Annotated in this window: 20 protein-coding genes; 7 read left to right on the top strand and 13 right to left on the bottom strand. The window is 39.3% G+C overall.

What is annotated here, in order from left to right:
- Nucleotides 1–3: 3 nt before the first annotated feature.
- The 3 genes from AB1278_RS23245 to hflX are packed head-to-tail and all read right to left on the bottom strand — an operon-like array spanning nucleotide 4 to nucleotide 3,169.
- Nucleotides 4–1,290, bottom strand: a complete 1,287-nt coding sequence (locus AB1278_RS23245; RefSeq protein ID WP_429817287.1) for a cation:proton antiporter — start codon at nucleotides 1,288–1,290, stop codon at nucleotides 4–6.
- A gap of 20 nt (nucleotides 1,291–1,310) precedes the next feature.
- Complete coding sequence (locus AB1278_RS23250) at nucleotides 1,311–1,946, bottom strand: DUF4919 domain-containing protein (RefSeq protein ID WP_429817290.1); 636 nt, start codon at nucleotides 1,944–1,946, stop codon at nucleotides 1,311–1,313.
- Nucleotides 1,946–3,169: a GTPase HflX gene (hflX, locus tag AB1278_RS23255; protein ID WP_062673053.1), complete on the bottom strand. Its 1,224-nt coding sequence runs from the start codon at nucleotides 3,167–3,169 to the stop codon at nucleotides 1,946–1,948. The genes AB1278_RS23250 and hflX overlap by 1 nt, the downstream gene beginning before the upstream one ends.
- A 193-nt stretch (nucleotides 3,170–3,362) precedes the next feature.
- On the opposite strand from hflX, the gene AB1278_RS23260 reads away from it, so the two are divergent.
- The 4 genes from AB1278_RS23260 to AB1278_RS23275 all read left to right on the top strand — a co-directional run bounded on the left by AB1278_RS23260 (nucleotide 3,363) and on the right by AB1278_RS23275 (nucleotide 7,646).
- Nucleotides 3,363–4,070 carry a LytR/AlgR family response regulator transcription factor gene (locus AB1278_RS23260; RefSeq protein ID WP_238349669.1) on the top strand — a complete coding sequence of 236 codons (708 nt, stop codon included), beginning with the start codon at nucleotides 3,363–3,365 and terminating at the stop codon, nucleotides 4,068–4,070.
- Between the two features lie 147 nt (nucleotides 4,071–4,217).
- A complete protein-coding gene (locus AB1278_RS23265; protein ID WP_202841958.1) occupies nucleotides 4,218–4,691 on the top strand; it encodes a T9SS type A sorting domain-containing protein in 474 nt (157 codons plus the stop codon).
- 6 nt (nucleotides 4,692–4,697) lie between these two features.
- Complete coding sequence (locus AB1278_RS23270) at nucleotides 4,698–7,220, top strand: beta strand repeat-containing protein (RefSeq protein WP_343643781.1); 2,523 nt, start codon at nucleotides 4,698–4,700, stop codon at nucleotides 7,218–7,220.
- Between the two features lie 6 nt (nucleotides 7,221–7,226).
- Nucleotides 7,227–7,646, top strand: coding sequence for a hypothetical protein (locus AB1278_RS23275; RefSeq protein ID WP_202841962.1), 420 nt, complete (start codon nucleotides 7,227–7,229; stop codon nucleotides 7,644–7,646).
- Between the two features lie 104 nt (nucleotides 7,647–7,750).
- Here AB1278_RS23275 and AB1278_RS23280 read toward each other — a convergent pair whose 3' ends face one another.
- On the bottom strand, nucleotides 7,751–8,185 hold the full coding sequence (locus AB1278_RS23280; RefSeq protein WP_202841964.1) for an META domain-containing protein: 435 nt from the start codon (nucleotides 8,183–8,185) through the stop codon (nucleotides 7,751–7,753).
- Nucleotides 8,186–8,271: 86 nt separating this feature from the next.
- On the opposite strand from AB1278_RS23280, the gene AB1278_RS23285 reads away from it, so the two are divergent.
- From AB1278_RS23285 to AB1278_RS23295, 3 genes are all read left to right on the top strand, one after another.
- Nucleotides 8,272–10,476: a S46 family peptidase gene (locus AB1278_RS23285; RefSeq protein WP_202841966.1), complete on the top strand. Its 2,205-nt coding sequence runs from the start codon at nucleotides 8,272–8,274 to the stop codon at nucleotides 10,474–10,476.
- Nucleotides 10,477–10,564: 88 nt separating this feature from the next.
- The gene (locus AB1278_RS23290; RefSeq protein WP_429817295.1) at nucleotides 10,565–11,041 is read left to right on the top strand and encodes a DUF1905 domain-containing protein; all 477 of its coding nucleotides are present in this window, start codon (nucleotides 10,565–10,567) and stop codon (nucleotides 11,039–11,041) included.
- Between the two features lie 131 nt (nucleotides 11,042–11,172).
- Nucleotides 11,173–12,399, top strand: a complete 1,227-nt coding sequence (locus AB1278_RS23295) for a spondin domain-containing protein (protein WP_429817298.1) — start codon at nucleotides 11,173–11,175, stop codon at nucleotides 12,397–12,399.
- Between the two features lie 81 nt (nucleotides 12,400–12,480).
- Here the strand turns inward: AB1278_RS23295 and AB1278_RS23300 are convergent, their stop codons facing one another.
- The 9 genes from AB1278_RS23300 to AB1278_RS23340 form a co-directional block, all read right to left on the bottom strand.
- Nucleotides 12,481–12,771: a hypothetical protein gene (locus tag AB1278_RS23300; RefSeq protein ID WP_429817300.1), complete on the bottom strand. Its 291-nt coding sequence runs from the start codon at nucleotides 12,769–12,771 to the stop codon at nucleotides 12,481–12,483.
- A gap of 160 nt (nucleotides 12,772–12,931) precedes the next feature.
- Complete coding sequence (locus AB1278_RS23305) at nucleotides 12,932–16,039, bottom strand: amino acid adenylation domain-containing protein (protein ID WP_429817302.1); 3,108 nt, start codon at nucleotides 16,037–16,039, stop codon at nucleotides 12,932–12,934.
- A 440-nt stretch (nucleotides 16,040–16,479) separates the two neighbouring features.
- On the bottom strand, nucleotides 16,480–18,015 hold the full coding sequence (locus tag AB1278_RS23310; RefSeq protein ID WP_343640875.1) for a YifB family Mg chelatase-like AAA ATPase: 1,536 nt from the start codon (nucleotides 18,013–18,015) through the stop codon (nucleotides 16,480–16,482).
- Nucleotides 18,016–18,467: 452 nt separating this feature from the next.
- Complete coding sequence (locus AB1278_RS23315; protein WP_429817304.1) at nucleotides 18,468–19,430, bottom strand: T9SS type A sorting domain-containing protein; 963 nt, start codon at nucleotides 19,428–19,430, stop codon at nucleotides 18,468–18,470.
- 39 nt (nucleotides 19,431–19,469) lie between these two features.
- A complete protein-coding gene (locus AB1278_RS23320) occupies nucleotides 19,470–20,846 on the bottom strand; it encodes a porin family protein (RefSeq protein WP_429817306.1) in 1,377 nt (458 codons plus the stop codon).
- Nucleotides 20,839–21,405 (bottom strand): RNA polymerase sigma factor, encoded by a 567-nt coding sequence (locus tag AB1278_RS23325; protein ID WP_288444291.1) that lies wholly within the window; start codon nucleotides 21,403–21,405, stop codon nucleotides 20,839–20,841. The genes AB1278_RS23320 and AB1278_RS23325 overlap by 8 nt, the downstream gene beginning before the upstream one ends.
- Before the next feature lie 102 nt (nucleotides 21,406–21,507).
- Nucleotides 21,508–22,086 (bottom strand): DUF4840 domain-containing protein, encoded by a 579-nt coding sequence (locus AB1278_RS23330; protein WP_429817309.1) that lies wholly within the window; start codon nucleotides 22,084–22,086, stop codon nucleotides 21,508–21,510.
- A 254-nt stretch (nucleotides 22,087–22,340) separates the two neighbouring features.
- On the bottom strand, nucleotides 22,341–23,756 hold the full coding sequence (locus AB1278_RS23335; protein ID WP_429817311.1) for an efflux transporter outer membrane subunit: 1,416 nt from the start codon (nucleotides 23,754–23,756) through the stop codon (nucleotides 22,341–22,343).
- Nucleotides 23,743–26,901 (bottom strand): efflux RND transporter permease subunit, encoded by a 3,159-nt coding sequence (locus tag AB1278_RS23340; protein WP_429817314.1) that lies wholly within the window; start codon nucleotides 26,899–26,901, stop codon nucleotides 23,743–23,745. The genes AB1278_RS23335 and AB1278_RS23340 overlap by 14 nt, the downstream gene beginning before the upstream one ends.
- Nucleotides 26,902–26,919: the final 18 nt, after the last annotated feature.

Genomic DNA, 26,919 nt, shown 5'->3' on the forward strand with positions numbered 1-26,919 from the left:
AATTTAAGCGTTTTCTTCTACAGTAATATTTTCCTGCTCCTCCTCTTCTTTGGCGATCTTATTAGGATTCGCCACCTTAGCAATGGTAAGACCCTGAACAATGATTGAGAATACGACAACACAATAGGTAATACTTAAAATAATTTCACTGTATTCACTTTTAGGAACAGACATCGCCAATGCAATGGAAACTCCGCCACGAATTCCTCCCCAAACAAGCACTTTCACCGTTTGCGGACTGAAACTTCTTCTCAGGGAAGTAAATTTTGTAGGTCCCCAGATCGAAATAAATCTTGCCAGCAAAACTACCACAATGGCCACTAAGCCCGGAATCATGAAATGTCTGAGATCTTTAATCATCAAAAGTTCAAACCCAATAAACAGGAATAATACAGCATTCAGGATTTCATCAATCAATTCCCAGAATTTGATCAGATAATCCTGGGTAACAGACTTCATTTTGAAACTTCTGTTGAAATTTCCCATAAATAATCCTGCCGCCACCATAGTCAATGGACCTGATATATGCATCTGACGGGCAATAAGATAACCTCCCATTACCACCGAAAGCGTTACTAATACGGAAATAATATAATCGTCCACTTCACGCATCAATCTTGAAGTAACCCATCCTAACAGAACCCCGAGTAAAAGACCTCCACCAGCTTCCTTAAGGAGAAGCAATCCTATCGTTTCAACACTCAGATCCACTTCTTTTCCGATCGCCAGCTGCAAAATCACTGTAAAGACCACAACTGCCATACCGTCATTGAAAAGAGACTCTCCGGCCACTTTTGTTTCCAGTGATTTGGATACATTGGCTTGCTTAAGGACACTCAGAACCGCTACCGGATCGGTAGGAGAAATCAAGGCACCGAAAACAAGACAGTAGATAAAAGGAAGTTTAACCCCCACATAAGGAAGCAGATAAAACATTCCAAATCCTACTACAAAAGTAGAAATCACAACCCCTACTGTGGAAAATATTACTACAGGTCTGAACTGTTCTTTGAGGTCATTAATATTAATATGAATTCCTCCTGCAAAGAGCAGAAAATTAAGCATGGCACCCATCAGAACTTCTGTAAAATCAATTCCGTTCATCAGGTTATGAAGATGTCCGAAAGTTCTGGGAAGAACCGTTTCTCCGAAAAGGACCAGAAAAATGGAAACCACAATGGCAATGACCATAATTCCGATGGTACTCGGAAGTTTTAAAAACCTATAATTAAGATAGGCAAATATGGATGCTAATACGATTAATGCTGAAAATGAATAATATAATTCCACTAAGTGTTTTTATTTTAAGATTAATTGGTGAGTTCCAAATAGAGTATTTTGATATAAATCTGCTTCCCGTCCTTTTCCCATATATCAAACATCGCATCTTTAGAAGCTTTTGAACTCCTGGTATAATCCTGTCCAATATTCAGAATGTTGAGCAGAATATACTCATCTCCTACCGAATTGACGATATAGGCCGTTTTCTCGGATTTTCCGTCTCCGGAACTTCTTATTCCTTCGGTAAGGGTGCGGAACTGGTTCAGATGGTGTACAAAATTATTTCCATCTTTTACCGAATCATAGGCCCTAAGAAGGATCAACAGAATATCCAGGTTGGTAGGATCTTTACCATACAAATCTTTTCCCTGCTTGATACAGTCTGCAAAATTATTTTGCTTAAAGGCTTCTACAAGACTTTTAAAACTATCATCTGATGTACTTATTTTATCGTTTCTAAAATTTCTTCCATAATACAGATATTGAGCTTCTATGCTATCCAGAGACTTTGGGTATCCTTTAAATTTGAAAATAAGCTTCTCGTAATTGTACGGCGAATCGGAAGTCCTGAGACTTTTCTCAATAGCTTTTAAATCAATTTTTGATTTCTGGCTGAACCCAAAAACCGAAAACATGATGAATAAAAGGAAAAAGTGATACTTCATTAATTGTTGCTTTCTTCTTCGTCGTTGTCGAAATATTCGAAAAGAAAATCGTTGTATGGAAATCTGGAAATATGAATCTTCATGACCTCATCATAGATCATTTTCTTCATTTCCGGGAAGTTTTCTTTCGTTAATGCAGAGATGAAAACTGTCGGATACTTTGACTTTGCCATCCACGTCTTTTTCCATTCCTCAAGAGAAATATTTTTACGGGTTGAAGGCGTAAGATCATCTTCATCCTTTTTCTCATAGCTGAAATCGTCAATTTTATTAAAAACCATAATCATTGGCTTCTGATGAGCGTTGATTTCCATCAGGATATGATTTACAGATTCTATATGATCTTCAAAGCTTTCGTGAGAAATATCCACCACATGGATCAAAAGATCGGCTTCACGAACCTCATCCAATGTAGATTTAAAAGATTCTACCAGCTGAGTAGGAAGTTTTCTGATAAACCCTACGGTGTCTGTCAACAGAAACGGTAAATTTCCAATTACCACTTTTCTTACCGTGGTATCCAGCGTAGCGAATAATTTATTTTCAGCAAAAACTTCAGATTTTGAAATGGAATTCATCAGGGTAGATTTCCCTACGTTGGTATATCCTACCAAAGCAGCACGAACCACTTTCCCACGGTTGTTACGCTGGGTAGCCATCTGCTTGTCTATCGTCTTCAGTTTCTCTTTCAGCAATGTAATTCTGTCACGGATTATACGACGGTCAGTCTCAATCTCCGTTTCCCCGGGACCTCTCATCCCGATTCCCCCTTTCTGACGCTCAAGGTGGGTCCACATTCTTGTCAGTCGTGGTAAAAGATACTGGTATTGTGCCAGTTCAACCTGAGTTCTTGCATAAGAAGTCTGTGCTCTCTGGGCAAAAATATCAAGAATAAGATTGGTACGGTCTAGGATTTTAACCTCCATTTCCCTTTCCAGGTTTTTAAGCTGTGAAGGAGAGAGTTCATCATCGAAAATTACGGTTCCGATCTCGTTTTCTTTTACATATTCTTTTATCTCGATGGCTTTTCCGCTACCGATAAAGGTTTTGGAATCAGGCTGAGTTAATTTTTGGGTAAAGCGCTTTTGTACGGTTGCTCCTGCTGTGAAAGCTAAAAACTCAAGTTCATCCAAATACTCCGTCAGTTTTTCTTCATCCTGATTCTGGGTAATAACACCCACCAGGACAGCTTTCTCATAGTTATGTTCTTTCTTTTCTAACATTAAGTTCTGTCTATGTTTATGATTTTTACAAGTTAATATTTTTCAGAAAAAAAACAAAATCAATTTTTACTTAATAACATATTTTAATATAAATTTAAGTTTACTGATGAATGATTTATAAAAAATCAATAACTTTATATAATAAATTTCTGATTTTTAATTATTTAAATCAAAAACTAATCTCCGGAATATCATGGTTACCCATATCAAATGTATGATTATTGATGATGATGAACTGGACAGGCTGGTTCTTCAGCATTATATCAGGCAATATCAAAACATTGAAATTGTTGCCACTTTCGACTCTGCTGAAAAGGCAGTTCCCTATCTTGATATTCCCGTTGATCTCCTGATTACCGAAACCAATTTAAGGGGTATGAACGGTCTTGAGTTCAGAAAGCTGGCCCATAAGATCCCTGCCTGTATTTTCGTAAGCTCTCATCCCGAACTGGCTGCCGGAGCTTTTGAGATTAATACTTTAGATTTTATTACCAAACCGCTTACCGCAGAACGATTTCATTATTCCATGGAAAAGCTTTTTGATTTTTTTGAAGTAAAAGAGAAATGTGAATGCTATGATGCCATGGTGGGAGAAAACTGCATCAAAATAAAAGAGGGTGGTCATGTTTTTCAGATTAAGATGAAAGATATTCTCTACCTGGAAGCTCTGAAAGATTACACCAGAATCATCACACTGGAAAAAAATCATTGTATTTTAAATTCGCTGGGAAATCTTCTGCAAAAAAGTTTTTTTAATTCTTTTGTCAGAATACACAGAAGCTATGCTGTCCCGCGTCATCTTATCCGCGGAAAAAGCTGTCACGAAATAGAACTTCCGCATCGTATAAAACTTCCTATTGGCCGAACTTACAAGGACAATCTTTCTTTTTTTAATCCTTAAAAATACATCATAATAATTCACCAATGCCATTGGTCGATTATTTCTGCCGTTGGTCTATTTTCCTGCCAATCAATGGAGATAGGTGGTAATTTAGTCTTCCCAAATTCCCCAAGAAAACACATCTATTAATCACCAAAACTGTTATCCATGGAAAGAATATCTATTTACTGTATTATTCTGTCTGTCTTTTCCATCCCCATACTGCACGCACAATCTGCAGTTTTGGCAACCGGACTGGATGCATCAGGAGCTAATGGTTTTGTTTCTTACAGTGTAGGCCAGACAACCTACCTCGAAAAAGGAACAGGACAGATTCTCGAAGGTGTTCAACAATCTTATGAGGTTGTTACGCTTACTACTCATGAAAACACATCGGAACTGAACGGCATTTTGCTTTATCCAAATCCTTTCAGAGATTATTTGTATTTGGATTTTACCTCAAATAATTTTAAAGGATCAGAATATCAGTTATTTGATGCTCAGGGCAAACTGGTAAAAAAAGACGAGATTTCACAATCAAAATCTGAGCTTAATTTCTCCTCACTTCCTTCTGCTATGTACATTATCAGAATTATCCAAAATGGGGAAAATATCAAAACTTTTAAAATCATTAAAAAATAAAACGCCATGAAAAAAATATTATCACTGTTTTGGATTCTGATAGGTTTCTTTATGGGACTTTCTCAGGCTCCGGAAAAAATGAGTTACCAGGCTGTCATGAGAAACGGATCCGGACAACTTTTAGTCAATCAGGCCATTGCTGTCAAAGCAAGCATATTACAGGGATCTCCTGCCGGAGCAGCAGTCTACTCTGAAAGACTCACCGGAAATACGAATGCCAACGGACTTATCAGTCTTGAAATAGGAACCGGAACTGTACTTACAGGAACATTCGCTACCATCAACTGGCCTGCAGGAAGCTATTATTTAAAAACAGAAACAGATCCTGCCGGAGGAACCAGCTATACCATAGTAGGAACCAGCCAGCTGTTAAGTGTTCCTTATGCAATGTATGCCAAATCTGCGGGAGGCGGCGGCGGAAGCTTTGCCATTCCTTACAGCACAACTGTTAATAATGCTTCGGCTCTGTTTTCATTGATCAACGATGGAGATGGTACTTCCCTGGAGGGAGTAAATAATACTACCACATCCAATATTTCTGCAGTAAGAGGAATTGTAAACAGTGCTTCTCCCGGTGGATTTTCCAGTGCTGTACGCGGTATTAACAATGGTACAGGAGGACTTGGAGTCGGGGTTTACGGAAGCCAGGCCGGAAGCGGCTGGGGAGTATATGGTGTTACTCCGAATGGACTGGGTGTATATGGTAATGCCAGCGCCAACGGAACCGGGGTTTATGCCAACAGTAATACAGGAACGGGTCTTACCGCTACCAGTAATAACGGGATTCCCGCAAGTATTTCAATCTTTAATAATGCGAATAATAATGTTGCCCTTAGTGCATCCAGTGTAGGAAACGGTACGGTTATCAATGTTACCACTTCAGGAAACGGAGCCGGAGTCAGAAGTTCTACAGGAGCCGGATTTGGGCTGCATGGAATAACTTCCTCACAGACTTCCGCCGGTGTTGTAGGTGATAACAACGGTGGTGGTGAAGCTGTAGTAGGCAGAACCACCAGTGATATTGCCGGAGCAGTCGTAGGCCGTAATGACGGAGGCGGGTATGGAGTTAGAGGATTTGTAGCTACCAATACAGCCGGAACGGGTATCGGTGTTTACGGTCAGGTAGGTTTAAATAACAGTACCGGACGTGCGGGAAGATTTGAAAATTTCAACAATACAAATACCGATGCTAATACTTTTGAAGTGGCATCTAACGGAAATGGAAACATCCCTGATAATACCAAAGGCAATGCTGCTTCTTTTGTACTCAATAATACCAATAGTGTTGGAGCTGCTGTAAGAGGGGAAGTCAATACTATTTTTGGAAATTTTGGTGCTGCTGCTATTTTTGGTGTTTCATCCGGAACCGGAGGACGAGCCGGACTATTCTACGCTTCCAATCCTGCCGGAAACGGAGCATCACTGATCGCTTTGACAGACGGTAACGGTAACGCCATTACTGCCAATGCAGGTAAAGACGGAAATGGGGTTGAAACCAATATTGACGGTGCCGGAAATGCGCTTTATGCATGGGTTCCTACTTTTGCTACAGGACGTGCCGGACGATTTAATATTTTCAATGAATCAAACACCAGCGATGTTATCACTGTTACCACTGTTGGAAACGGTATTGCAGGTAATTTCAAGGTAGATAAAGTGACCGGAACCTCTCCTGCAGTAAGAGGAGAAGTCAATTCACAGTTTGCCAACTTCGGCACAGCAGGAATTTATGGAGTATCTTCCGGAACCGGAGGATACGCAGGCCTTTTCCACGCATCCAATCCTGCAGGAAATGGTCCTGCCTTGATTGCCATTGCAGATGGTAACGGTAATGGTATCACCGCCAATGCATCCAACACGGGAGATGGTGTAGAAACAACTGCAGACGGAACAGGAAACGCTATCTATGCCTGGGTTCCTAATTTTGGACAAGGACGAGCTGCAAGATTTGTAAATTACAATACGGCCAATACCAATCCAGCACTTACTGTTGAAACCCACAGCAACGGATCTATTGCTTTATTTAAGTCCGGAAATCCGGGTACAGTGAATGTAGCAAGAATCAATTCTGCAGGACGTGGATTTTTTAACGGCGGAACTCAAAACAGCGGTGCTGACGTTGCTGAAGCGTTTGATGTAAACGGAAGTATTGCCCAGTATGAACCCGGTGATATTCTGGTCATCTCAACCAGCGCAGACAGAACCGTTGAAAAATCATCAACACCTTATTCTGGTCTTGTGGCAGGTGTATATGCTACCAAACCTGGTGTACTTCTCACAGAAGAACATATTGACACTGATATTTCTGATAAAGTTCCAATGGGTGTCATTGGTGTCATTCCGACCAAAGTATGCCTTGAAAACGGAAAAATAAAAAGAGGGGATCTCCTGGTAACTTCATCTAAAGCAGGTGTTGCCATGAAAGCCAATATTAAAAAAGTAAAAATTGGTCAGGTAATCGGAAAAGCACTTCAGGATTATGACCAAAAAGAGATTGGAAAAATTCAAGTATTAGTCAACATAAAATAAACCGTCATGAAAATAGCATACATTATCCCATTATTATTTTTAAGCACTATTATCTATGCACAGGAAAATAAAAAGGTCGCTACGACAGAGGAAGATCAAACATTGGTTGTAAAACAGGCACAGGAACAGCAGGCTAAACTCATGCAGGAAGCTAAGGAAAATAATGAAAAGAAAACCGTAAACTCAGGTCTTGCTTCTGATCAAAGCCTTGAAGTAAAAAAACAGGAATCCAAAACCAAAGCAGCTGCAGACAATTCAGGCAAGCTTCTTCCCAACACAGCTAGTCTCGAAGACCTCAAAAAAACAATTCCCAACAGACAGGCATATCACAATACTACAAATTCTAGGAACACAAAAATGAATGTTACCGGGCTGCCTAACACAGCAACTCTGGAAGAAATAAAAAAAACGATTCCCAAAAACTAATAACTCTCAAAGGCTAATAACCTCAAAAAGCTGATAACCAAACTAGATTTTTCAATCAAAGAAGTCCGCTGCAAGGCGGACTTTTGTATGGTAAGGGAGCTTCATTAATCCCAATCAGCAGCTACAAATTTCATTGAATTTCCATGATCATCGGATAAACTCAAAAAATGCCCGTCAATAGAATAATGAGTCATCGTTTCTATTTTCTTCTGAAAAGACATTTCAAGATTCATATCCTGACAGGCTTTCATTGTACTCACTCCTTTTGAGATTTTCACATTTCCTCCTGTTTTAAATTCAGTCATAAAAGACATCCGGTTGCATCCCATATAAGAGCTCGCCTGAATTTTACCCTTTACCTTATTGGCTGTCAGATTGAATTCGGCTTTATTAGCCATTAATTGGTCTTTTGAAAAACCATCAAAAGAAACCAGCATCCATTGCCTTTGAAGAAAGGGATCTTTGGCGGGTACTGAAGAACAGTTCAAAACAACTCCTAAAAGTAAAACTGTAAAAAGTGGTAATAGTATCTTTTTCATGTGAATTATCATCCCATTTTCATACCATTCCGGGACAGAATCTCGTAAAAATTAGTAAATTAGCGACACAAAAATTATTTTATAAAATGAAAAGACTATTTCTACTATTCACTTTCTTACTGGGCTTTGCTCAGATGAGGGCGGATGAGGGGATGTGGCTGCTAATGCTCATCAAAAGACTTAACGGTGTTGATATGCAAAAAGAGGGTCTGCATCTTACGCCTGAAGAAATTTATTCAGTGAACAATTCAAGCTTAAAAGATGCTATCGTAAGTTTCGGTGGTTTCTGTACAGGGGAGATTGTTTCTGATAAAGGACTTATATTTACCAACCACCACTGTGGTTACGGTGCTGTTGCTGCGGCTTCTACACCAGAAAAAGATTATTTGAAGAACGGTTTCTGGGCAATGAAACAGAAAGACGAATTCAATGCAAAGGATCTTTATGTAAGATTTTTAGTAAGAATGGATGATGCTACGCAAAGAATCAATTCTAAGCTAAACAACAATATGACCGGAGCAGAGAGAAAAGCTGTTATCGATGCTGAAACTAAGGCTATCCAGACAGAAAACTCTGAAAACGGAAAATATACGGTAGTCGTAAAAGATTTCTTCAACGGAAATGAATTCTACTATTTCGTATACCAGGATTATAAAGATATCAGATTGGTAGGTGCTCCGCCTTCATCATTAGGAAAATTCGGAGGAGATACAGATAACTGGGAATGGCCAAGACACACTGCAGACTTTACCGTTTTCAGAGTGTATGCTGATGCTGCAGGAAATCCTGCGGAATATTCTCCAAGCAATACTCCGCTGAAGCCTAAGCATTTCCTTCCGGTTTCTCTTAAAGGAATTAAGCCTGGTGACTTCTCAATGATCTTAGGATATCCTGGAAGAACAAACCGTTACCTGACTTCTTACGGAATTCAGCAGATGGTAACTAAAGATTACCCGGCATGGGTTGAAGCTTCTAAACTGGCCATGGATGTTATGAAAAAGTATATGGACAAGGATAAGGCAACTCAGCTTAACTATGCTTCTCAATATGCTTCTGTAGCTAACTACTGGAAAAACAGACAAGGTACTATCGATGCCGTAGAGAAAAACGGAACTATTTCTGACAAACAAAAGATTGAGGAAACTTACAATAAGTGGGCTGCAATGCCAGGAAATGATCAGTACAATGGCGTTTTAGAAGATATTGGTATATACTACAAGCAGGTTTCTGATAGAAATGTTGAAAGAAACTATGCAACTCAGTTTACAAGAAATGCAAAATATATTACCCTTGCTGCTCAGGTCGGATCTGCTCTTAAAGCGTATGCTGCTCAGGATATGCAGGGAAGATTAGCGATGAAAGCTAAAACAGAAGCTGCTATCAAAGCTGCTTATGAAAACTTCAATCCAGCTTTGGAAGGAGAAATGCTTGCTGCTATGACCAGCCTTTACCAGGCAAGAGTTAAAAACCCGGACGTTGCTTCTGCTACTATTTTAGGACTGGATGCTAAAACGGTTTCTAATTTGGCGTATTCTTCAATCTTCGCCAATAAAACTTCTGCAACGAATTTTTTATTGAATCCGGATGCATTGAAGCTTGATGCTGACCCACTTTGGAAAGCAGCTAACGGAATTGTTGCTGATCAAAAGATAAGCACAGACAGATTTGTAAAAATAGATGACAACTTTGCAAAAAACAACCGTCTGTTCCTGGCTGGTTTAATGAAAGCTATGCCTGAGAAGAAATTCTACCCGGATGCAAACTCTACCATGAGATTAACATACGGAACGGTAGATAAATTACCAATCAGAAGTGACAGAAACTATTTCGGAGTTACTGATAATTACTATACAGATATGACCGGTCTTGTTGGAAAATACAAGAAAGGGGATGAAGAATTTGATCTTCCTCAAAGAGTGATTGATCTTTACAACCTTAAAGATTTCGGTCAGTATGCTGATGCTGCAGGTTACATGCCTGTAAACTTCCTTTCTAACAACGATATTACTGGAGGTAACTCTGGTTCTCCGGTAATTGACGGAGACGGGAACCTTATCGGTATCGCTTTTGACGGAAACAGCGAAGCTTTAAGCGGTGATATCGTATTCGAGCCTGAATGGCAGAAAACCATCAACGTAGACGTTCGTTTTGTTCTTTGGACAATCGATAAGTTTGCGGGGGCAAGAAGATTAGTTGACGAGCTGAAGCTTGTAAGAGATGCCAATACTCCGGCGGATACAAAAACTAAAAACTCAGGTACTACAACAATGCCTAAGAAAGCTAAAAAATAATCATCTTAACCGATATATTTTTAAAACCGTGAAATTTACTTTCACGGTTTTTTTATTTTTGATTATTAAAAACAAAAAATATTTCATCATGGATGCAAAACCTATCCAATTCACAGCCATTATTCAACAGAACGGAGCAATGAATGCTGCGTTTGTAGAATTTCCATTTTCTACAGAAGATTTGTTTCATAAAAAAGGACAGGTAAAGATAAAAGCCCTGTTTGATGATAAAGTTGAATACCGTGGAAGCCTTGCCAAAATGAAATCCGATTGCCATATTTTAGGCTTGACACAGGAAATCAGGAAGAAACTGGGTAAAAGCTTCGGAGATGAGGTTTCCGTCTCCCTTATTGAAGATAAGGAGGAAAGAGTGATTGAAATTGCAGATGACATCGCCCTTGTTTTTAAGGAAAATCCTGAAGCAAAAGCTTTATTTGATGCAATGAGCTACACCCACAGAAAGGAATACATCCGTTGGATTGAGGAAGCCAGGAAACCGGAAACCAGAGAAAACCGAAAGATAAAAATGATTCAGATGATTCTGGACGGAAAAAAGGGAATATAATTGATTTTATTTTTCATTCTAAAAACTATACCTGAAAAAAAACTGAATTAAGAAAATATTTTTTGTCAGGATCACAAAAAATAGCCGACTATAGTTACAGATATCAATTATAACTATAAAAATTTACTTTTATGAACAGGTTTATTTTCAGAACATCAGTTTTAGCAGCAGCTACTCTAGCTGCATTTACTCTTTCTTCATGCCGTGATTCGGATAATGCCATGATGACGGATACGGCTTTTCAAAGAACTATTACTTTTGAAAACATTGTAACTCCCAAAGATTTTGTGCAAAGCGGAAGTTTTCAGGGAACGGGAACTCCTCCTGTTATTATGCCCGGACAATCGGTTTCTGTTACATTCAGTGCAGGAAAAGCACAGGCTTTAATGTTTGCTACGATGTACGGAGCTTCAAAAGACTGGTTTTTTGCGTCCCAACAGCCGGGTATCAAATTGTTTGATGCTAATGGAAATGCTATTACCGGAGATGTTTCTTCAAGCGTCCGGTTATGGGATAACGGAACCAAAAATGATACCACCGGACAAGCTGAAAACAAGCCTGTCATGCAGGTTCCTAATGTCAATGCTTCCCAGCTTATGAAACTCAATCTCTCTTACAATGATGTAAGTTCGGAATTTACCCTCACGATTACCAATACATCCGGCGGAACGGCCAACGAAACTCCTTTTTCTCCAGGTGTATGGGCGGTCTCCAACTATAATGGCTCTCAGCTGTTGAACAGTGCTCCGTTTTTTACTCCTAACGCTTTATCGAATCCTGAGATTACAGATATTGCTCAAATGGGAAATATCAGTAAAATGATAACGAAACTGAACGCCAACACAGGAATTATGACCGGGCTTTCTCCTGCCCTGGTTGTGGTTTACCGCGGCAACAAAAATCCAATTTATGAATTAGGAAAATCAGACAGCGGAATAGGTTTGAAAGACATTGCACAGTTCGGAAACGTAACCAAGCTTCAAAATAGTCTGAAATTTCTATCTGATGTGAAAGGTGTATATGTTGCGGGAAGTGCTCCTGTAGCACCGGGAAGCAAAGTAACAACAAGTTTTAATGCTGAGCCGGGCGATAAAATTGCCTACGTAACAATGTTTGGATTTTCCAATGACTGGTTCTATGCCAATGAACAAAATATTGATGCGAATACTAAAGGAGACCTTAGTTCAAAAACTTCACTATTTGATTCCGGGACGGGCATTGACCAATATCCGGGAGCCGGAAATCATCAGGCTCTGTTTGGCGGAACTCCACAAAGTGAAAACATGGTTATTTCCAAAGTAGGAACCCAATATCCTGTTCCTGCTGTACAGAATGTGATTAAAGTAACCATCAACTAATCTTCAGATAAGAAAAGGTCAGACAATACTGTTTGACCTTTTTTATTATGCTGTTCGGAAAATAAAAGTATATCCGTTTTATTATTGTTTCAGTGCTCCTTCCAGATATTGTTTCCTTCCTCCATTGGTAACGGTTATAAAGCCTTCATAATGGCTTACCTTCACTCCCAGGTCGTTATTTATTTCTTTAAAATATCCAGCATTTTCTCTGTTATAGATTGTATCTCCCTGCCAGAGAAATTGTGCAGACTGTCCTGTTTTGTTTTGAAAGGTAAGAACTCCCAATGGATTTACAAATCCCCGGGATTTAATATCCACCACTGCACTTTCATTGGCAGCGAAATCTTTTGACAATACAATAACGTTATTCATCTATCCTGTTTGGTTTTCAGTTAATTAAAAAAATGGGATAAGATTTTTTCATTACCCTGATACAAATATCCTGGTCCACTGCGACAAAACCTGACGTATTTGCCGAATAAAAATTAAAAGCCCAAACATATTCTGCCTGGGCTTTTTTAATGATTCAATACTATTCAACCGGAATTCCGAGATATTTTAAGTAGGAATCCAGCATTTTTTTATCAAATACCGGCTCCTGAATGCCTGATCCCTCCAGATACTGAATAACATTGGAACAATCCCATATATAAGTATTCTGGTAAAGTTCTACAGTGGATAAGCCTTCATGAATATTGTCCCTGAAAAGACTTGTTAATGGATACAACCTGTTCTTACTGTCATCTTCCCACTGCTTCCTCCATTCTTTATAAGGAAGATTTTCGAGTGTGAAAGGATAATATTTTTTCAGAAGTTCGAAGAATTCTTCTAAAGTGAGATCGGTTTCCGGACGGGCAATCAGATTGAATTTTTTGCCTATCGCATCTTTATTTTTTGTGATATGAGCCATGGCTTTAGTCATGTAATCTACAGTGATAAGACCTTCTCTAAGCTCTGTAAGTGCAGGGTAAGATTTGAACTCTATACAGTTTTTCACCAATCCGGACCACCACTGGTAAGATGCACTTGCTCCTGTTTCGCTATGGCACATGGCATATCCGAGACGGTAAGTAATCAATGGCAGTCCTTCTTTTGCTGCTAAATCAGCAACCGCTTCCATCACCCATTTACTTCTTACGTATCCGATATCTTTGCTTACAGACATCAGGTTTTGTTCAATATCATCAGATTCAAGCACTACCTTTTTTCCGGTAAAAATGTGTCCCCAGCTGTATACGGAAATAGTTGACAGCAAGGCGAGACATTTTGTTTTTTCTGCTCCCGCCAGTTTTATGACTTCCCGTAATCCTTCTACATTGGGAGCTTTCATATAGGAATACGGTTCGATAAAGTTGACGGAACTTCCGGAATGATAAATCAGATCGGTTTGCCTGGCAAGCTTTGTAAATGTTTCCTGAGACAATCCCAGGGATGGCAGGGTCAGGTCTCCGATAACAGGAATAATCCGTGATTTCTGTTCCGGATTCTGTGGAATATGGTATTGTTTAAAGCATTTGTCAATCTTTTCCATCGCATAGAACTCATCCTGAGCTCTTACAAGACAGTAAATATCAGCATTTGTAGTATCCAGAAGTTCCTGCAACAGGTGAATTCCTACAAATCCTGTAGCTCCCGTTAAAAATATAGCGGCAGGATTTTCCATCTGCTGAGGATCAAATCCGCCGGCAAAAACAGTTCCGGGAGCGAGATACACATCTTTCTGAAGTTCTACATAGGGCTCCACGTCTTCCGCGGGGACGGCTTCTCTGGTTTCTCCGGATCTCTCAATAAGAACTTCCGACAGCTGCTGCAGTACCGGATACTGATAGATATCCCGCAGATACACCTTCACATCCAGCTTTCTTTGTAAAGCTACAGCAACAACTGCGACCAGCAGTGAGTTTCCTCCGATATCAAAAAAATTATCTGTAATATTAATAACAGGCCGCTCCAATGCAGACGACCAGACATCTGTAATAATTCTTTCTGTCTCGTTGGTTGGCGGTTCAGATGAAACCAGTTCTTTTACTTCTTTATCGGCCAGATCTTTTAATACCTGAGTATCTGTTTTACCATTTGCCGTTAACGGGATTTTATCTATAAAAATAATTTGCGCAGGAACCATATACCCTGGAAGTTCATCTTTCAATGCATTCCGGATTGATGAAATATCTGTTGTCACGTGGGGTTTTAATACAACAAAAGCAATCAGGTATTTGGTACTTCCTTCCGTTTCCTTACCAATAACCACAGCTTCTTTAATATTTTCCTGCCGGATCAGTGAACGTTCTATCTCCCCAAGTTCAACCCTGAATCCCCGGATTTTTACCTGATTATCAATTCTTCCTAAGAATTCAATCTCACCATCCGGTTTCCATCTGGCCAGGTCTCCCGTACGGTACAGTTTTTCTTTTTCATTGAATGGGTTGGTAATAAATTTAGCATCCGTAAGTTCTTTATTATTAAGATACCCTTTTGCTAAAAGATTTCCTCCAATACAGAGTTCTCCAACAGCTCCTACGGGCAGCAATTCCTTGTTTTCACCTAAAATATAGGCTTTTGCATTGGCAATGGGTCTGCCAATAGATGAAACATATTTCCCGTTAATATCTTTCACTTTTTTATAAGTAGCGTATACGGTACATTCTGTGGGACCATAATAATCCACCAGCTCATAGCTTAATTCTGAAGTAAGTACCGGCTTTAGCTTCTCACCTGCTGTAAAGAGATATTTGAGCTTCAGGTCATTATAATTGCGGGTAATATCCACTACAGAAGGAGCCAGAACAGTAGGCACAAAGCCATGGGTAATATGATTTTTTCTGTAGTAATCTACCAACGCCTGAGCTTCTGTTCTATCCTCATTGTCTGCAATAAAAACCGTTGCACCTGAAGTAAGGGCCGACCATATTTCCCACACAGAAATGTCAAATGCCAATCCCGCCACAAGAGTCAGTTTTGAACTGTGATCCACATGAAAATGATGGTTGTGCCATGTTACCAGATGTTGTATGGCCTGATGGCTAATCATTACACCTTTGGGTTTACCCGTCGAGCCTGAAGTATAAATGGTATATGCAAGGGCATTCTGATGGATATTAATTCCTGGATATTCTGATGATAACTGATTAAGATTCTCCATATTGCTCAGACCAAATACTTTTACCTTTTCGGTTTCTGATAAAAGTTCTCCAAGAATTTGATTGGTAATGATAAGATCAGCAGTGGTGTCGGAAAGAATATATTCTACTCTTTTGACAGGATAAGCAGGGTCGATCGGAACATAGGCTGCACCTGTTTTGATAACTCCAAGTACAGCAATGATCCATTCTAAAGAGCGGTCCAGCCAGATGGGAACATATTTTCCTTCTTTGATACCATGGCTCAGTAATAAGTTGGCTACCTGATTGCTTCTCTGATCCAACTCTCCATACGTAATCTTCTGATTCTGATAAACCGCAGCAGTCTTATCAGGATGAAGGATTACCTGTTTCCGGAAAAGAGATTCCAGGGTTTCTTCATGATGATAATCCCAACTGGTTTTATTAAATCCGTTGAGCAATTTTTCTCTGTCTTCAGAAGACAGTAATACCGCTGAACCTATCGATAAGGTTCCTGATGAGGGAATTGTGTTTGACATAATAATTTGATTTGGATTGGTTTAAAAATTTGTGAGTGGAGTTTCAACTATAGAAAGCATTTAAAAAGTAAAGACATGAGGAATAACCACCGTTTATTTACTACATGTGTTTTCTTTATTCGTTTCTCAAAACTGGATGATACAGGTTATACACCGACCTCTGTATGAGTGGATCGGCATTCTGCATTCAAACGTTATGTATTTATTCAAAAAGAAGTAAGAATATATTTCTTCTATCCTTATAAATGAGGTACGCTTTCTATGCAGTATTTATGAATTTGACTTCCATAATATGATATTATAAATAATTTGGTAATCAAACTTAACATAATATTTCAACCTATGTGTTACATAATTCCTATGTTAAACTCACAGGTAAGAATTAAACTTATGAAAATAAAACTTAGTATTTAGTTTTAAATCAACGAAATAGAATAAAATCAACCATTCCAGAATTCACGGTCCAGACTTCTGTATTGTATAGCTTCAGAAATATGATGTGACAGGATATTTTCAGATTCTTCAAGGTCGGCTATTGTTCTGGCAACTTTAAGAATTCTGTCATAAGCTCTTGCCGAAAGATTAAGTTTTTCCATAGCTAATTTGATGAGACCGAAAGACGTTTCATCCAGTTCACAATAGGCCTCAATTTCCTTAGGTCCTATTTGAGCATTACTGCTGATATTGAGGTTTTGATATCTTTTATTCTGAATATCTCTTGCTTTCAAAACCCGCTCTCTGATATCTTTGCTCTTCTCTCCTTTTCTTTTCTCGGAAAGCTGTTCAAATTCTACTTTCTGAACTTCAATATGAATGTCTATTCTATCTAAAAGAGGCCCTGAAAGTTTGTTCATATACCGCTGCATTTCATAAACGGATGAGGTATTATTAGGATCATCGGGAAAAAACCCGCTTGGACTGGGGTTCATAGAAGCTACCAGCATAAAACTTGCCGGATAGTTTACAGTAAATCTGGCTCTTGAAATCGTTACTTCACGATCTTCCAAAGGCTGTCTCATGACTTCCAGCACCGTTCTTTTAAATTCGGGCATTTCGTCCAGAAACAAAACTCCGTTATGAGCAAGAGAGATTTCTCCTGGTTGTGGATAACTTCCTCCTCCTACCAGAGCAACATCTGAAATAGTATGATGTGGAGATCTGAAGGGACGAACAGTCATCAATGATGTTTCTGTTCCTATTTTCCCGGCTACAGAGTGAATTTTTGTTGTTTCCAGCGCTTCTTTCAATGTCAGAGGAGGTAAAATACTGGGAACTCTTTTGGCCAGCATTGTTTTCCCACTTCCCGGCGGGCCGATCAGAATAATATTATGTCCACCTGCTGCTGCCACTTCCATAGCTCTTTTGGCTGTTTCCTGGCCTTTAACTTCAGAGAAATCAAAAGGAAAATTATTGATCTTTTCATGAAATTCTTTTCGGGTATCCAATGTCACTTTTTCAAGCGCTTTTCCTTCGTTGAAAAAATCGATAACCTCTCTGATATTTTCTACTCCGTACACATCGAGGTCATTTACAATGGCTGCTTCTCTGGCATTTTGTTTTGGAAGAATGATTCCTTTAAACCCTTCTTCCCTGGCCTGTATCGCAATGGGCAAAACACCTTTAATCGGCTGTAAACTTCCGTCCAGGGAAAGTTCTCCCATAATAATAAAGTCTTTAACGTTCTCTGCCAATATCTGATCTGAGGCGGTTAGGATGCCAATAGCAATACTGAGATCATAAGCAGAGCCTTCTTTTCTAAGATCTGCAGGAGCCATATTAATGGTAATTTTCTTTCCGGGAATTTTAAATCCTACATTTTTCAATGCTGCAGAAATCCTGTAACTGCTTTCTTTAATAGCATTATCAGGAAGCCCCACAAGATGGTATCCTACCCCTCCGGTATCTACATTCACTTCAATAGTAATTGTCTGTGCAGCCACTCCATGAATGGCACTTCCATAAATTTTGATCAGCATGGTGTGTTTTTGAAGTAAAAGTAATGAATATACTATTTTGAAAATCCGGGTTTTATATTAACAGTATTCTAGCCAGACAGATATTTAAAAAAAGATTTTAAGAAAACAGATCCTCAGATATTTTTGTAGAAGCACGATGATGATAATAAAAAAACCGGTACAAATTTCTTTGTACCGACTCAACCATTATTAAAAACTAACGAAAAAGATTATGCCATCTGAATTACTGAACATTAAGTGTAAGTCAGGAAGCGGATGCCGGAAAGAGGAAATTCCTTTTTGGGGTAATTATGATCGTCATTAGATTAACAAGGATGAAAATGTATCTATGAGCGTAAAGTATTAAAATAAATCACTTCAGTTCTTCTTCAATACAAGGAACATCCCTCCTCAGACATCCAATCTTCCTTCCCACAATCAATATTTTAGCATCTTCAGATTTTATAATCCTATTATTTTTTTATAAATCTGTTTTTATATTCTGTTCCGTCTGTGCTCCTGGAAACAATGATATAATTCCCGGGAACCAGACCGCTTACATCGATCGGCTGATTATACCTGTGATCATTTTTCTTCAGAACAAGTTTTCCGGACATATCTATAATGATAACTTCCTTATAGACTTTATCCGATTCTTTCCCAATATAAAGGTGCTGCGCCGTAGGATTAGGGTAGATTTTCAGATTATTATCTTTTATTTTTGTCTCTCCTGTTCCCAGATTGCTACAGAATTCCCAATCTCCGAAAGTCACCTCAACAAATGCAAACGGGTCTAACATCTCACATTGATCCGGACAATATTCTGTACAGGCATAAAATCCGTATTTCCCTGAGTTGGTTGCAACGTAGGTGTCTCCTACTACACCAGCAATAATACAAGGATCTCCTGCTACCGGCGGATTGCTCCCTGGCACACATTTGAACCAGGTATGTTTGCCATATACTAAAGGAAATATATTGTCAAACTGTACAGAAGCTCCGTTGCAGACCTTCACGGTTCCCATATTTTCTTCATAGGTGCCCGGTGTATAAGTAGTCATCATAGCCGGCAGACCATATACAAAACCATCTGCAAATGCTGTAGGACTTTCCGCTGTACAGTCGCCTTGGGAAACAACTACCTTAAAATAATTCAGCTGGTCATTGCCACTAATGGTTAACTGTTGTGATGTCGCTCCCGGAATGGCTACCCAAGGGTTGTTATTCGGGGTCTGCCAGGTCCATTCCTGTTTATACCACTGATAACTTGCGTAAGTCTGTGTCGTGGAAAGAACTTCATCTTCCGTATCACAGAATAAGATCGTTCCCGGATATTTTTGTCCGAGTCTCGCACTGGTAATTGTAGGCGTGCACTGTGCTTTTATATCCAAAACGGAGAATAATAAAACCACTAAAAAGATTAGTTTTGTTTTCATATATCAATTATTAAGTTTGGTGTTTTAAAATGGGCTGCATTAATCCAGCAGCACTCTGATTCCGAATTTCATATTAAAATGAAGGGGCTTTTCTTTATAAATGGTATTCGGAGCATTCTCTTCTTTAAAATGATATCCTATTCCCGGTTCTGCATAAATTCCAACCTTGTCAATGAGCTTCACCTGCAGGCCTGCTGCCGCATTAACAGAAAACTGGAAAGGTTTTGGGTCCAGACGTTCCTTCGAGGATTCCTTTATTTCATCATTCACAACATACGTTGTTGTAATATTTCCTGCTATCGGTTTTTCTACCAGGGCTCCGCCTGTAATATATCCTGTGAATCTTCCTTTTTGAATGACATTATAATTAACCTGTACCGGAATTCCCAGATAATGAACCGTCTGATCTCCTTTAATATAATTGTTGTCACTTCCGGAATGCAGTTCAGAAGACAGCTTGGTATAATTCAGTCCTGTTCCTATTCCCCATCTTTTCCCTAAATTATAGTATACAGAAAGTCCAAATGTAACCGGCACTTTATGTCTGATTCTTGCTTCTACCGGCTGACTTTGATTGGCCAGTAATATGGCCGTCAGAGGATCATCATGATATTCGGAAGTCGTCCATACCTGCTCAACGTTCATCGCTTTTCCTGTGATTGAAGCATAGCCCGGAAACTGCTGTTCTGCAGAATTGGAAGCCATATTGCCTGTAAGCATACCCAGCATCCATGATTTTTTGTCTCTGGATTTTTTGGTATGACGGGTTGCATTTCCGGCATATACTTCTTTTATTTTTTCCTGTTTAAAAAGAATCTCATCATTTTTATTTTCTACGACCTGCTCTTTCGCTGTATCATCAACAGGAGATGTTTTCTGAGCGATCTTACTTTCCTGCTGAAAAAATTCTGAAACTGTTGGCAGTTTAATATTATCCTTTAGCTCATTTTTCCCTACGGTTTCAAAATATTTTCGGGTCTGTTCTTTCAACAAAGCTCCGGTATTCACTATATTTTCAGCTAATGGAGCTTCTGACACCGATGTCATTTCTTCTGCTGAAGCATGTTCGGCTCGTACAGGTTTTAAAGAATTTTTCTCTTTCCGCACGTTTGTCTGTATCTGAGACAGCATTGTCTCTGTATCATTCTGTGGCCATAATTTTGTCAGCAAAAGCAGCAATGCAATAGCAGCAGCAATTCCTCCGATACGATAAAACAGGGATTTTTGACCTCTGCCAGCTATCTTTTCTGCCTTTTCCGTTTCTCCTTCATGCATTTCAGGAACAAATGCGGGAATGCTGCTATTTTCTTCTCCTGAAAATAATTCATCTCTGATGTCATCCCACAACCCTTCCGGAACGTCCTCTTCATGGTCATCCATTCTGCTTCGCAGATTATTTAGCCATTCGTTATTCATATTGTGCTTTTTTTGACATTTTAAATTCTTTTATTTTCTGGACAAGCAATCCTTTTGCCCGGTGAAACTGCGATGCAGAAGAATTCTCTGCAATTCCCAGCAGCCCGGCAATTTCTTTATGGCTTTTTTTCTCAAATACAAACAGGTTAAAAACAGTCCGGTAGCCATCAGGAAGAGCTCTGATCATCATCATAATATCATCGCGGGGGATTTCTTCAAAATCCGGGTCTTCTTCATTAGGGATATCCGGAAGATCATTTACTTCAATTGCTGATTTAAAGTCACCTTTCTGTTTAATATGCTTTAAAGATTCATTGACTGTGATACGGGTCATCCAGGCTTTTAAAGAACCACTACCTCTGTACTCAAAAGATTCTATCGAACGGAACATTTTGATAAAACTGTTTTGAAGCACATCATGAACATCTTCTTTTTCTGCCAGATAACGGGAGCATACATAGGACAGATTTCCGGAATAAGCTCCAAAAAGCTCTTTCCAGGCAGCCTCTTCCTTTTTCAGAAGGTGCTTTACCAAAATCTGTTCTTTACTTTCTTCCATATGATGCAACTGCCTCCGTATCCACCGGGATGTTATAAAACTGTCAGGCAAAAATAGATTGCATCTTTTTAATAAAGTGCAATCCATTGATGATACTATTTATTAATTTTTTATACAGAACGGGAAATTATAATCGATCACGTCATAAGGAGTAACCACTGTTCCGTCTACTGTAATTTTTTCTGCTGTGAGCGCATATCTAAGCGTTCTATCCATCCCTACATAATATCCTTTTTGCTTAGAAACGAATTCCACAGCCGTTTTTTTGTTTACTCCGTCTACCGGAATCTGAAGCTCCATTGTTTTTGGAGTAAGAGTAAGCTCTATCACATTATTTGCGGTATTGATCACTGCTGCATATTTAATATCATAGTTCACTTTTCCAAGTGATTTTATGGCAGTTTCAGCTTTTGCAGGATCCTTTACTACAGTTTTTACGATTTCACCTATTGGAAATTCGGCAAAAGAGATCGTATCTTTCTTTACTTTGAATTCTTTTATTCCCTCTCTTTTGGTAGTTCCTTGTACAATAATCATTTTTCCTTTATAGTTTCCTGGTAATTCTTCCATTTTTACAGGCGGAATGTCCGGTCCTTCATTATCATTACATGAGAATAGGGTCAATCCTGCCAAAACCATTAAAACTGTCATAAAAAATCGGGGTACTGTCAATTTTTTCATTGCATTACATTTTCGTTAAACATTAATTATTTTCGAGTACTCATCTATATAAATCCTGTTTTCTGAAAATCTTGCATCCTTTTTTAGAAAAAAGAATAAAAAAAATTATAACCAATTGATTTTGTGCACATAAAATTTCATCTCTTCATTGCAAATTCCGTACCTGTTATAATAATAGAGTTGTATTGATGCGTCAAAACAGCAAAAAGGAAACTACATATATAGCTTCCTTTATTATTTTTTTAAGAAATATTCTACTGTACACCTCCGCCAAGTGCTCTGTAAAGATCAACCTCAGCATTTAGTTTTTCAAGGGTAACATTGATGGTTTCCAGATCATTCTGAAGTTTATTGTTCTGGGCAGTGATGACTTCCAGATAGGTTGCCATACCACTTTTATACAGCTTCAACGCATCATTGATTCCCTTGTCCAGAATTGCTGTTCTCTGTTCTAAAAGCTGTAGTCTTTCTGAAGAACCTTTAGACTTTGCCATAGCGTCGGAAACCTCTGCCACAGCAGTCATTACAGATTGTTTAAAATTGATGGCTGCTTTTTCCTGTTCAATCAAAGCTGTTTCATACGCTGTTTTCAATTCTTTTTTCTGAAAAACAGGCGCAGCAAGATTAGCAGCAATCGCTTTGGTAATAGATCCGGGAATATCAAACCATGAACTGAATTTATTGGAATTGACTCCTATTTGCGGGCTTAAACTGATACTCGGATACATGGCTGCTTTTGCCAGTCCGGTTTTTGAGTTGAGGTTAATTACGTTGAACTCTGCCATCTTCAGATCCGGTCTACGGCTCAGCAGTTGTGCCGGTAATCCTTCAAACAGTTTGTTTTCGGGAATCATTGTTTTAAGGGTTCCTTCTCTTTCTATCTTCGCCGGATATTCTCCGCAAAGGATGCTCAAAGCATTTTCCTGAATCGAAATATTCTGTTTTGCCAAAGGAATCAGCAGCTCAGCGGTTTTCTTCTGTGCTTCCGATTGCTGAACCGCCAATGAATTGATCTGTCCTGCTGTAAACTGAAGATTCATCATCTTGAGCGTGTTGTCGCTTAGTTCAATATTCTGTTCAGCAATTTTCAGCTGTTCATCAAGGCTGATAAGGTTGTAATATGCCTGCGCAACCTGAACGACAATCCTGCTTTTGATGGCATTTAAATTTTCCTTTTGTCCAAAATATTCTGCTGCTGCAGATTCTTTCTGCATTTTAGCTTTTCCCCAAATGTCAACTTCCCAGGAAAGTCTCAGTGCGGCACTGAAATCATCCATGTATTTTGTACCGACAAACTGTTCGTTCAGAGAGCCGTTAAGGGTATTTTTGGAAGCCCAGCTTCTGTTTGCTCCTGCAGTGAAATCCAGTGTTGGCATCAAACTAAGCTTAGCTTGCCTGTAGATCAGATCCAGCTGTTCTATATTTTTCAGGGCTACATTTACTTCATTGTTTCTTGAAAGGGCTTTATCTATTAAACCAATCAATTTTGGATCTTTGAAAAAAGTCTTCCATGGCAACACTACAGTATCGCCTGTCACCTGCACAGATTCTTTGTAGGTTTCAGGAATCTGAAGGTCTGTTCTTGTATATTTTTTCCCTACGGCACAAGACATCAGCAATGATGCCATTGCGCCTGAAATAAGGACATTCTTTATATTAAATAGTGTCATTTGTCAATTGATTTTCTATCGTATTGTACTTCTTTTTGGCAGAGAACTTCTCATCCAGATACTGAAAGAACATGTAGAGTACAGGAATGACGAAAACTCCTAAAACCACTCCGCTCAACATTCCCATGGCAGCACTTGTACTGATGGATTTGTTTCCGGAAGCCATTCCTCCTGAAGAAATCATCAGCGGAACCATTCCTACAATAAAGGCTAATGATGTCATGATAATAGGACGTAACCTTGCCTTTGCCCCTTCCAGTGCTGAATCCAGAATGGAAAGTCCTGCCTTACGCCTTTGTATCGCAAATTCTACAATAAGGATGGCATTTTTGGCGAGAAGCCCGATAAGCATAATCAATCCTACCTGTACATAGATGTTGTTATCCAATCCGATGGCTTTTATTCCTAAAAATGCACCTACGATTCCTGTTGGAATGGAAAGCATTACAGCTAAAGGAAGGATATAACTTTCATATTGAGCTGCCAAGAGCAGGTACACGAAAAGCAAGCACAGTCCAAAAATGGCAATCGTTTGATTTCCTGCTGATTTCTCTTCCAAACTTAATCCTGTCCACTCGTAGCTGTAGTCGGATGGTAGCTTGCTTAAAGTCTGTTCCAGTTTATCCATCAATTCTCCGTTACTTACGCCTGGTTTTGGAGATACGTTGATATTTAATGAGTTGTAAAGATTGTAACGCTGAACGGATTCAGGACCGTAGACTTTTTTCAAAGTAATCAATGTATTCACCGGTACCATATCTCCTTTTTCATTTTTTACAAAAATATCGTTGAAGGCCTGTTCATCCATTCTGAAAACACCATCTGCTTTAATATTCACTCTATAGAACTTCCCGAATCTTGAAAAATTCTGAGACTGATCTCCTGAGAAATAGGTCTGAACAGTTCCCAACAGATTGGAAATGCTTACTCCCAACTGCTTTGCTTTATCTTCATTTACTTCAAGTTCCATCTGAGGATAATCTGCCCTGAACATGGTGTAGGCAAATGCTACTTCCGGAACCTGCATCAACTGACCGATAAGCTCATCTGCTTTGGCCTTAAGAACCTGAGGATCTCTTCCCATACGGTCCTGCAGTACAATTTCGGCATCATTCGTCATTCCGTAACCTTCTACAGGAGGCATTCTGAAGGTCATTACACTTCCTTCTTTGATTACTCCCAATTTTGCATTTGCCATGTCTACCACTTCCTGAATATCCTGAACATCACCTCTTTCTTTTTTAGGTTTCAGCTTAACAAATCCCATAGCATAAGCAGGCCCTGCGCTGTTACTAAGCAGGTTGTAGCCTGTAATAGAAGTATTTTCCTGAACGGCTTCTACACCTTTTAAGATGTCATTGATTTTGTTGGAAACCTCTGTCGTTTTGGTCAATGCTGTTCCCGGAGGCATACTTAAAGTGTACATAAAGAATCCGTCGTCTTCCATTGGTACAAAACTTTTTGGCGTACTTGACATCAGCCATCCTGCAACCCCGATAACGGCTATGATTAATCCTCCTGCAATCCATTTTCTTCCTATTAAAAATCTAACGCCTTTCGCATAACGATTGGTCATATTATTAAATCCTGCATTAAATGCCACAGCAAATCTTTGCCCGAATCCTTTTGGTTTTTTACCTTCTCCCGAGTGATTGTTTTTCAGAAACACGGCACACAAAGCCGGAGTTAATGTCAGTGCGTTAACCGCTGAAATAATAATGGCTATGGCCAATGTATACGCAAACTGCTTATAAAACAATCCTGCTGAACCGGACATAAATCCGATTGGGATAAATACCGCCGACATCACCAAAGTAATGGAGATAACCGCTCCTGTGATCTCGCTCATCGCTTTATGAGTTGCCTCTCTTCCGGAAAGGTCCGTTCCTTCCATATTACTGTGGACGGCTTCCACCACTACAATGGCATCATCCACCACAATACCGATGGCCAGTACAAGGGCAAAAAGGGTCAGTACGTTGATCGTAAATCCCAGGACCAGAAGGAAGAAGAAGGTACCGATAATCGCCACCGGAACCGCCACTGCCGGAATAATGGTAGATCTGAAATCCTGCAGGAATATAAATACCACGATAAATACAAGGATAAAAGCTTCTATAAGTGTTGATTTTACCTGTCCTGTAGCTTCATCCAATCTTTCTTTGGTACTCATTACCTTCGTATATTTGATACCAGGAGGGAATGATTTTGATAATTGGTCAAGGGCTTTGTTCACCCCAATTTCAATCTGGTTGGCGTTGGATCCTGTAGTCTGCATAATCGCTACAGTAACCGCATTTTTTCCATTGGAAAGGTTATCTCCGGTATTTGAAATCGCTCCGAATTCCACACGGGCAACATCTTTAAGCCTGATGATCTGACTTCCTATATTTTTAACAATAATATTTTCATATTGTTCCGGCTTGTTCTTTTTTCCTTTATAGCGGATTACATATTCTAAGGCTGCATCAGATTCCTCCCCAAGTTTTCCCGGAGCTGATTCCAAACTTTGGTCTGCGATCGCTCTGGAAACATCTGCCGGTTCAAGTCCGTAAGATGACATTTTCTGAGGGTTCAGCCATATTCTCATGGAATAATCTTTCAACCCGAAAACCATGGCCTGCCCTACTCCTTTTACTCTTTTAACCTGGGGAATAAGGTTGATATTCGCATAATTTTGAAGGAAAGTTTCATCATATTGTTTATTATCTTCCGTATAAATATTGAAAATCAATACCATACTGTTCTGCTGCTTGGAGGTGGTCAATCCCATTCTCACTACCTCCTGCGGTAGTATCGGGGTGGCCTGCTGTACTCTGTTTTGCACGTTTACGGCTGCCTGATCAGCATTCACTCCCTGTTTGAATATAATGGATATCGAGAATGTACCATCATTACTTGCTGTGGATTTCATGTATTCCATATCTTCCACTCCATTGATCTGCTCTTCCAGCGGTGTTACCACAGAACGGATCACGGTTTCACTGTTTCCTCCGGGATATGATCCTGAAACGGTAATCGTGGGCGGAGAGATGTCCGGAAATCTGGTCACCGCCAGCTGGTTTAATCCTATAATCCCTAAAATAACAATGATAAGGGATATTACCGTCGCCAGTACAGGACGGTCTATTATCTTTTTTAACATTTTTGAATTTTCTAAGAA

Origin of the sequence: Chryseobacterium sp. NRRL B-14798 (assembly GCF_050470705.1) — a bacterium.
GTDB lineage: Bacteria > Bacteroidota > Bacteroidia > Flavobacteriales > Weeksellaceae > Chryseobacterium > Chryseobacterium cupriresistens.